Below are 8,546 nucleotides of genomic sequence, written 5' to 3' on the forward strand. Positions count from 1 at the left end.
GGTTTCCCTCCTCTTACGACTTTCCTGCTTGCTTGGCGAACGGGCTTCCCGGTACATAGAGTCCCATTTCACTTAAGATAAACTCGCTAAACATGGAGTTGGCCCAAGCAAACCAAGAGCGTGTAAACCTCTCAGGACGATCTGCATCAAAGCCTTCGTGCATATAATAGGTCGATCCATGTGTTCGCTTAAACATCTCTACAATCCTGGCTTTCTCTTCCTTCGTTATCGCTGTCATGCCCTGAATCGCTAAGGCAATGTGCCAAATATAATGATCAGGCGTGTGGGGACTGCCAATCCCTTCTGCTACTTCTCCTTCGTAGAAGTATGGGTTATGGCGACTTAAGATAAAGTTTCTTGTATTCCTATAGGTGGGGTCTGTTGCTTCGGCATAACCAAGGTATGGAATGGAAAGCAAGCTAGGGACATTGGCGTCATCCATCAGATTTACGTTCCCTTGCCCATCCGTTTCATAGACATAGATTTCACCATACACAGGATGCTCCACCTTCGCGTAGGTTTCAATTCCTGCTTTGATCTCGGTGGCAAGCTGCTTCATTTTCTGCGCCAGCTCTTCCTCCTTCATCTCCTGCAACAGCTCCGTGGCATACTCTAAGGCAACCACAGCAAACATATTGGCTGGCACAAGATAACCATAGAGGCAAGCATCGTCACTAGGACGAAAACCAGACCAAGTCATTCCTGTGTGAACAGAATAACCACCCTTTCCTCCTCGCAGAAGCGTATCGGAAATCCGACAATCCTCACGTTCAAAGGAGTATGGAGAATGCTCTTCGTGGTTCTGTTCTACTCTCCATACCTCGTAGATCGTTTCTAGAACCTGTTTGAGCTTAGAGCTAAGAATCGTTGGATCCCCTGTTGCCTTCCAATACAAATAGGTTAGTTGAATGGGATAGCATAAGGAATCAACTTCGTACTTCCTCTCCCAGATCCAAGGGCCCATCTCTGTCCGATCCTGCTGATGCCCCTTCTGGTTGGCGCTTTGGTTAAAGGCATTGGCATAAGGGTCTAATAAGATATAGTTCCATTGGCGTTCGATCACCTGCTTTAACATCTTGGCGATCTCTGGGTCCTCACCGGCAACAATGAGATACGGGCGCACTTGAGCTGATGAATCCCGTAGCCACATCGCTGGAATATCTCCTGTAATGACAAAGGTTCCTTCTTCATCTTGTTTTAACGTGGTCTGATAGGTGTTAAGAAAGCAATTTTCAAATAACTTCTGTAGCTCTTGATCCTCAGGATATGCTTTTCGTACCTGTTCAATGATGTTCTGTAATGAAGCAGGAATTTCCTGAGCTTCTACGTTCTGTTCTAGCCATAAAGACTTGATTTCCTTCGGTTCTACCGTTACTTCTACATGAGAATCTCCCATCTTGCTCCCCTTCTCCTCTATAATCGTGGAATCATAAATCGCTTGGCTTTCGTTCGTTTCTATCATCAGGATCTGAGCATGATCTGTCGGGTTAAACCATCTTAGAATCATGCCCTTGCCTTCAAGCGATGGCTTGCACGCTGTCAAGACAAGCCCTTCACCAGACCATTGAAAGGCATTAGATACCTTAGGTTCTGTCCCCTGATGTTGCGCCACTTGAATCACCGTTGGCTGTAAGGCATAGTGGTAGGCGGTAAGATACGCTTGAGCAGATAGCACATCCCCTTTATGAGGGATGACCATAAATTCCGCTTGCTGCTTTCCTAAGCACTGGGCTTCAGGTGTTTCAAAGACTCCCCAATCTCCTAACTCCCCCACTGCTCGCAGGAGAGTGATAGCCATAGTCGATTGATCGATAATCTCATATTCATGCAGACCTTTGGTGGCAATGGTTAACCCATACCGCCCATCGTCTACACTTACAAAGCGTTGCATATGGTGATCAAATACGGGATTCTTCCAGTGGCTTTCTGGTTCATTCGGGCGAGTCACAATGTCAAAGATGCTGTCCGCATAATGCTCACTTCTTCCCTGTCCGACGGGGAATAGAGCGCGTAAACGGTGATCCTTCGCCGTATTGTCAATGGTCACCTCGACCTTCAATCCCTTGGCCTTTTTTTCTAAGGTAAGGATCGTGGTTAGGGTTAGACTTACTTTTTCTTGGCCTCTTCCCGCCTTTCGTTCAGGATGCCAGACAAGCTGTTCTCTTTCTCTATGCAGTTCTGAGTCCGCTTGTTTGGGCACCAGAAAGGAAGCCGAAATTGCCACAGAAGCAAGGTAGCGATGATTCTCCAGCACTTCAATGGAAGCGCTCAGCGATTCTGTCGTTTCCCTTCCATCATCCCCCGATGCTTTGTACATATATTCGTTGCCAACATCTCCTGTATCTTCATACAAACCTAGATGTTGATACTCATGCCCTGATGCTTTATCCAGAATGGAATAACTGCCGTTTTCATGGATCGTAATCTGCATATGCTCGTTCTCCAGCTTCTTTTCCTCTTCATTCCATATAGGATGAGCGGCTTCAGCCAAAATGGGCTGTTCTGTAGGAACGAGATAACAGACTTCATAGCCCAGATGAATGCTGGACTCGAAGAAGAAGCTCAGCTCGATTTCTCTTGCATAATAAGGTCGACGAAAACCATCAGGAGGAAGCTCATAGCCGAACATGACCCCTAAATCCTTCACAACAGCAGGAACTCGTGATTTGTCTGCGCGTTCAATATAGTAGCTAGGTAGGCGTACTGACTCTAATTTGGGCGGGATTTTCTTATACTCTAGTTCATCGAAATAGATTTTCTTGACAGCCACCTTTTCTCTCAGCACTTGAGAGGAGGCTTGCCCGCTTGTTTGAAAAATAACGAGTGGAATCGCATCGGGATGCTCATGGCGGGTAGACATCCTTCTAGCCAGCTCACGAGCCTGCTCCTCCACATATCTCGCTGCTCCCTTCTCCACCTTTTCAAAGCGTGTCACCATTTCACGGTGAACCTCATCCACACTACAACCACAAATACTGTCGTGGGGGTGATTCTGCATTAACATCTTCCAATAGAATTGACTAAAATCTCGATGCAGCTCTCGGTCCTGAACCAATAATCCTAGTGGCTCCATTACTCTCTCCAGCAGGGTTTGGCAACGATCGTTCGCCTGCTTGAGATAGATTCGTGCCGAAGCGGTGTTGACGAGGGTGGACCAGCCATCTGTCTTCTGATTGCGCAGCTCTCCACGGATGGTTTGCAGGTCGGCAGGAAGCTCTTTCTTGAGTTCTTCAATGTATTCCTGGAAGCTGGAATGCTTAAACTGCACATGGGGAAAGAGCTGATTCGCCTGTTTAATGGCTTGCGTGATGTTCTTTTGCAAAGGCTGGTGGTCACAGCCATTCATAAACAAGAGCTTGGAGGTGGAAGCGAATCTCTCTACATCCGCCAGCTTTTTCTCCCAATAGGTCTGTGCCTCTTGTTCGTCCTCTGGTATCTCATTGCCGTTAGAGTACCAGTTCGCAAATAAAATCCCTAAGACCTTAGAGCCATCTGGCGCTTCCCAGAGCATTTCGGAATAAGGGGAGGCATATTTCTCGCTATGATGGACTTGGTTATTAAAGCCTGTAGGCGTTACTCCCCTGCCAAAAGCAGCTACATTGATCTTCGCTTGCTTCAATAGCTGAGGAGCTTGCCCGTAGATACCAAATGTATCTGGAAAATACCCCAGCACTCCCTCTTGACCTCTTCTTTTTGTTTCCTGTAAGCCGTACAAGAGGTTCCTGACATTGGCTTCCGCACTTGTTAGAAAAGCATCCTGTAGAATATACCAGGGTCCTATGATCAGCCTTCCTTGTTGCAGATAGGAGTTGATTTCTTCCTCCTTCTCTGGTCGCACGGCTAGATAGTCCTCCACCATGATCGTTTGACCATCTAGATGAAAGCTATGAAAATCTGGATCATTCGCTAGCTTTTCTAGCAAATCATCGAATAAGGCGACTAAGTAATAACGGTGTTCTTCCAGTGACATATACCATTCTCTGTCCCAGTGAGAGTGAGAAATAATATGGGCGGTTTTCTCTCTTTTCATCTTGCACCTCTTTTCCCGTATTTTTCGAACCAGACATAAGCCGCTCCATATAGTTGGGCTTGGTCACGGTGATAGCATAAAGCAACGGAAGGACGGATTCGGGCAAAAGGCTTTGCCTCATATAGCTTCGTTAATTGAGTGTCCAGCTCAGCCATAAAAGAAGGCTGTCTGGTAATCCCTCCTCCAATAAAGATCTTTTCAGGGTCGACGATGTATTGAATATTGAAAATCCCCACCGCTAAGGTATGAAAGAACGTATCAAGCGATTTTCTAGCCGCAGCATGACCTTGGCTCGCCTGCTGAAAAACCAACTGCCCCGTCCATGCCTCATAGAAAGGAGCTTCCTCCTGCAAGCGTCTGGTCAGAGCAGAGGATGAGCCTCCCTCACTCCAGGTCATATAGCTGCCGCTGGTTAGATCACTGGCGAGGATGGCATAGCCAAAATCTCCGCCGTGCAGATGCACCCCTTTATATAATTTTTGATCAATGACAAGAGCTCCACCAATACCGGTTCCACAGACGATGCAAGCATACGTCCCCACCTGCTGCGCGGCGCCATTCCACATCTCCGCTAAAGCAGCGCAATTGGCGTCATTCTCAATACTCGCAGGGAGGTGAAACTCTTTTTCTATCTCCAGCATTAGATTCTGTTCATGAATAAACGGAGCCGAGCTGCACCCCAAGATGTCTCCAGCGTCTGTCACACTTCCTGGACTGCTGAGTGCAATTCCCTGAATCTCATATTGCTTTCTCTGTTGCTCATAATACGCTCTTACTGAATCCATAAATTCCTGACAAGAATGAGCGGTTTCCTGCTCTTTCCTTTCCATCAGCTGCCCCTGAGAGGAAACCACTGCTAGCTTGGTAAACGTTCCACCAATATCAATGGCTACTATATAGTTCATCACATCACCATTCTTTAGGAAGCTGATTGGAGGTTGCCAGTTCCCGGAACCAGCGCGCACTTTTCTTCCTGTGTCGTGTCCCTGTATCTAACTCTAATCTCAATAATCCATATCGATTCTTATATTCATTTAACCAAGACCAATTATCTAAAAAGGTCCAGACATGATAACCAAAGCAATTCGAGCCTTCTTCTATCGCCTGATGCAGCCAAGTCAGATGATCCTCCATAAACTCAATCCGATAATCATCCTGCACCTCTCCCTGTGCTGATAAAACGCTCCTCCCCTTCTACACCCATTCCATTTTCGGCAACATACCAAGGAATATTGCCATAATGATCACGCAGATCAAGGGCAAGATCGTACAAGCCTTTCTCATAGATCTCCCAGCCACGATGGGGATTCATTTTCGCCTTAGGCCAGTGATAGGGCTGAAAATAATGATCCAATACCTTAGCTGAGGAGGATGCCGGTTCTCCTGCCTGCACTCTTCTTGGCTGATAGTAATTCACACCTAGAAAATCAACCGTGTGCTCTTTGATCTCCTGTAGATCCTCCTGCAAGCAGCTCACCTTGATCTGTTCATCCTGCATAAACTGCATGAGCTTCGCAGGAAACTGTCCTTGAACAACAGGATCGAGAAAGCTTCGATTATAAAACAGATCCGCCCAAGCTGCCGCTTCCTGATCCTCTGGCAGATCGCTTCGAGGATAGGTCGGGGATAGATTAAGAATTATCCCAATCTCTCCTGAGGCTTCGATTGTCTAAACGCTCTTACAGTAAGCGCATGCGCCAGCACTGTATGGAAGCCAGCCTGAAACGCCCGTTGCAGATCATAGACCGCAGGGAGGTGCTGATCATGCAGATACCCCATCTCGATGGGCACAATAGGTTCATTAAACGTGACCCACTGCTCTACAATGTCCCCGAAGCACTCAAAAGCGGTTTGTGCATATTGAACAAATTCCTCTACCACTTCTCGATTCTCCCAGCCTCCTTTTCGGTACAGTCGATAGGGCATATCGAAATGGTACAGGTTCATGATGGGCTTGATCCCGTTTTCTCGTAACCGCTCTAACACATCCCGATAAAACAGAACAGCATCTCTATTCACGTGCTCCCCATCAGGCAGTAATCTAGACCATGAAATCGAGGTTCGAAAGGAATTAAAGCCCAGCTCTTTCATCGCTGCAATGTCAGCTTTATAATGTCGATAAAAATTAGAAACCTCCGCTGGACCCAGCCTTTGATAAAATTTATCTGGCTCAACTTCAAACCAGTAATCCCATACTGTTTTACCCCTTCCCTCTCTTCCTCCTTCTAATTGAGGTCCTGAGGCGGCTGCTCCCCATAAAAAATGATCTGGAAATGTTCTCTTCATGTCGGTTCTCCCAACCTTTCGTAATCGCTTACATCTTTCTTACATTTATCATATAGAGAAAAAAAAGAACTTGGAATACGTTCCATCCAAGTCCTTTAATAAGCACATGAAAACTTTAAAAATAACATTAAAAACCGTATACCTCAAACTCATAAATCCTTGTCGCCTGATCTCCTCCTTGGGTAGGCTGTTGAACGGCTAAGCGGACATACCGAGCCTCCGTTAAAGCAATGGTATGTTCACTGATGGCACTAGTATTTTGCGTTGTCATCACCTTTTCTTCCCAGACCTCTCCATCCCTGCTCACTTCAATGGTGTAGGCTCTGGTATTAAAGGCAGGGGATTCTCCACCCGCTTCAGCATGCTTAATGACAAATTGAGAAAGACGATACACCTCCCCTAAATCAATCATCAGCCAGCTATTTGCACCAATAGCGCACCACTTGCTATTATCCGTGACCTTGCCATCCACTGCATATCGAGGCGCTTCGCTTGGAGCACATTGCCCACTTGCTGTCGCTGTTTTGTTCAGAGCCACATTGGAAATCTGGCTGGCATCCTCAGAAATGGTGATGTAGCCTTCACGAATCAGAACATCCTCTCCCTCACTGTTTCTGGCAATGAGCTTGACCGTATAAACCCCTTCCTCTTCGTAGGTCACAATAGGGTTTTGTGCTGTACTCGAAGCAGGTGTAGCTCCTTCAAAGGACCACTCCACAGCCTCTGTCACCTCTGAAGATTGGTTAAAAAATTGGATTTCCTCTCCAGGGGCAGCAATAGACTTACTGACACCAAAATCAGCCTTTGGTGTTGGGTAGGCTGGCCATTCGAAGGTGATCGTTTGCCCTTTCTTGCTGCGTTCAAAATGCTGATTCACTGTGTAGACCTCTAATGTGGTTCTCTTCTCCTTCTGTACTCTTCGGAGTTCATCAATAAAATAGACTTGATTTGGTACAGCTCCAAGGAACTCCTTCTTGCCACCACCTAACTGGCGGTAAATTTCAAAATGCTGAATCTGTTGCTCTTCTGCATCCCACTGAAGAGCGATATCGGCATACAAACCATCCCTTACACTAATGTCAGTGATGCGTAAGTTTTTAGGCTGGATTGGACGTTCCTTGTCCTCATGCTTATTCGTCACCTTTATTTCTCCAATGTTGAGCTTATAGTCCTCGACCTTCTTATTGGATTCCACATACACAGACAGAGTCGCGATTTGTTTTCCCTGATGCTTTTTTAATTTAATACGCTCTGTTGTCCACCCATTCTTGCTTTTTTTCTTCAGATCAAAGAACTCAAATTTGTTGGGGTTTTCCAGAAAGCTGACACCGACCTTCACACTTGGTTGGTCGCTTGCCGCTTTGTAGGTCACAAACAACTCCGTATCCTTATCGATGGGAAGATTGGTTTTATACAGCTTTACATGAGTCGCGTTCTCTTTGTTCAGATCTCCTGTGATCTGGAGAGAGCTTCCCCCATAATATGCCTCATTCCAATCAAACTGTACCTTAAGCGCTTCTCCCTTACTCTCCGTTAACCAACGCCATGTGGGTAAGATGTCCTGCAAGCTGCGATTGTTCCATGATTGGTTGGATGCTGTGACTCCATCTATATTGAAAAATGTTCCGCTTCCCGTATTAAAGTGAGTAATAAATGGAAGCTGGTTAATAACCGTGGTTTCTGTAAAATAATGAGCCATTCCTTTCCACTGATCAGGGTTTGTCCCCGTTTGGCTTGGGTTGCCTGCTTTTCCTACCCAGAAGTGTTGCTCACGTTCATAGAAGTCCTGCATATTCTCTGTCGTTTTGAAAGCCCAATCCGGTCGATAGATGCCTAAGGATGTATACGGGGCTGATCCTTGAGGGAAAAGATGGTGCCAGGCTACATACGTATCCTTCCCTTTCGCTTCTACGTCGATTCCAGCAAATAAATCATAGGGATTACGTCCAATTTCTAGCGCTTTATCATGGGATCTCTTCTGGCTACTGTTCCACCACCAGAAGTTCAAAAACATACTATCTGAAACCCTTGTATCTCCATCCTGGATGAACATCTTATTCTGATCGGTTAAGTAGTTTTGCCAGCTTATGCGCCCATTGGTAATCATCGAGTCATACCACATAATATGCATATTCTCAGGCTTGTTTTCCTGTAAGTAAATGAGGAAGGCTTGCATTTTCTTGCTGTCTCAGGAGTTCCGCCCTCTGTTTCTTGATTGATAAACCAGCCG

General features: G+C 46.2%; 3 protein-coding genes and 2 pseudogenes. All 5 read right to left on the bottom strand.

Annotated elements, in window-relative coordinates:
* Nucleotides 1-13 precede the first annotated feature (13 nt).
* Nucleotides 14-1,354, bottom strand: a complete 1,341-nt coding sequence (locus JCM10596_RS30795; protein ID WP_267879690.1) for a glycoside hydrolase family 125 protein — start codon at nt 1,352-1,354, stop codon at nt 14-16.
* A pseudogene (locus tag JCM10596_RS24980) lies at nt 1,355-4,030 on the bottom strand (alpha-mannosidase); the annotation flags it as partial.
* The gene (locus tag JCM10596_RS10770) at nt 4,027-4,935 is read right to left on the bottom strand and encodes an ROK family protein (protein ID WP_025027141.1); all 909 of its coding nucleotides are present in this window, start codon (nt 4,933-4,935) and stop codon (nt 4,027-4,029) included. The pseudogene JCM10596_RS24980 and the gene JCM10596_RS10770, both read right to left, overlap by 4 nt.
* Before the next feature lie 4 nt (nt 4,936-4,939).
* Nucleotides 4,940-6,316: pseudogene (locus tag JCM10596_RS31310) on the bottom strand (glycoside hydrolase family 1 protein).
* Nucleotides 6,317-6,443: 127 nt separating this feature from the next.
* Nucleotides 6,444-8,447 (bottom strand): endo-beta-N-acetylglucosaminidase, encoded by a 2,004-nt coding sequence (locus JCM10596_RS24990; protein ID WP_234410478.1) that lies wholly within the window; start codon nt 8,445-8,447, stop codon nt 6,444-6,446.
* Nucleotides 8,448-8,546: the final 99 nt, after the last annotated feature.

The organism is Caldalkalibacillus mannanilyticus JCM 10596, assembly GCF_000615945.1.
Classification (GTDB): Bacteria; Bacillota; Bacilli; order Caldalkalibacillales; family JCM-10596; genus Bacillus_AT; species Bacillus_AT mannanilyticus.

What these genes read in the sequence shown, in the direction of transcription:
- JCM10596_RS10770 (WP_025027141.1), bottom strand. Translation starts at nt 4,935, where the DNA reads ATGAACTATATAGTAGCCATTGATATTGGTGGAACGTTTACCAAGCTA.
- JCM10596_RS24990 (WP_234410478.1), bottom strand. Translation starts at nt 8,447, where the DNA reads ATGCATATTATGTGGTATGACTCGATGATTACCAATGGGCGCATAAGC.